Below are 1,439 nucleotides of genomic sequence, written 5' to 3'. Positions count from 1 at the left end.
GGAGCTGTCCCATAAGTAGTTTTTTACTACTTGTGAGGGATCGCTAGATTCGAAAAAAGGTCGAGTAGGGGTTATATTTCTACCCAAACTCGACCTTTTTGTTTCATTGTTGCCCACTTCAGCAAATTGTGGGCAAGGGAAAGCCACCCGACCTCAAGGCTTACTTTCGACAGGCCTCGAAGCAGGAAACGTCTAAATCCTCTGTTATTTTTCAGTTGCCCAAATACACTCTCTGGCTCGATCATTCGTCGAACTGACAGCGCGTATCCTTCTTCGCTTCGCAGTTTTTCCTGTACGCGTTGCTTGTAGCGAAGATATTGCATGCTTACTCGAATTTCACGATTCCCGGTTGCTTTCGAACAAGCTGCTTTGAGTGGGCAGTTCATACAATCCTGGCTCCGATAGTGGCGAAGGAGGATTTCATAACCACTTTCCGTTTTCTGTTTGCTCTCACGGTGAAAATAGAGGGATTGTCCGCCAGGGCACGTCCACAAATCCGCCTGCGTATCATACTTCCAGTTGTCGATTCTGCTAATGTCCTGTTTCCACTTTTTTGTCTTCTCTTTGTGGTACGTGCTGTATTTGACGATGGCCTCTACGTTTTCTTGCTCCAAATAGGCGTAGTTCTCTTCGCTTCCATAACCGGCATCTGCTATAACTGTCCCTGGAAGCTTTCCTAGTGCGCTCTTCACTTTCTGTAAATGGGGCTTCATGCAACGTGTGTCAGTAGGTCGCTGATGCAAACTGTATCCGACAATGAATTGATCCTCTGTGCCGATCTGTAGATTATAGCCGGGCTTAAGCTGGCCATTCTTCATATGATCTTCTTTCATTCGCATAAAGGTAGCGTCCGGGTCGGTTTTACTGTAGCTATTCCGTTCTCCGAACACTTCCTGGTGATGTTCGTAGCTTTTTAATCGCGGCAAAAAGTCTTTACGCAACAACCGAACTGCTTTTTTTAGTGGTTTATCTTTTGGTTGTTCCTGCAGCTTTTGTTCCAGTTTCTCTACCGCTTGTTCCAACTTCACGCTCGTGACTTCGCTCGATTCGCCCAGCTCTGGTAAATCCCGATCTTGTAGTTCCTGCTCTTCCTGTCGCTCTGCTTCTTCAATGCTCGTAAACAATACTTTTACTTTCTCTTGTAAATTAGCTTTGTGCTTCGCCACAGATTTTCCCCATACGAAGGTGTACTTATTCGCATTCGCTTCGATTTTCGTGCCGTCTACAAAATAATGCTCCAACTTAATGTACTTCTCCTCAATAAGGAAACCAAGGATAGACGTGAAAATCTTTTCAAGCACGTCTCTCATTCGCTCGGAGCGAAAACGATTAATGGTACGAAAATCCGGACGCTGTCTGGCTGCAAGCCACATAAAGGGAATGTTCTCTCTCACGGATTTAGCAATTTGGCGAGAAGAATAAATACGCTGCGTGTAGGC

1 protein-coding gene is annotated in these 1,439 nt (G+C 45.5%); it reads right to left on the bottom strand.

Features of this window, described 5'->3' with window-relative positions; all coding sequences use genetic code 11:
- Window positions 1-71: 71 nt before the first annotated feature.
- The coding region (locus AZ66_RS29105) for an IS1182 family transposase (protein WP_052648923.1) at window positions 72-1,439 on the bottom strand (1,368 nt) is incomplete at its 5' end.

It is taken from the genome of Paenibacillus sp. E194, from assembly GCF_000935845.1.
GTDB lineage: Bacteria > Bacillota > Bacilli > Paenibacillales > Paenibacillaceae > Paenibacillus_B > Paenibacillus_B alvei_B.
The sequence above is the reverse complement of the archived record's forward strand: the minus strand, read 5'-3'. Positions and strand labels throughout refer to the sequence as shown.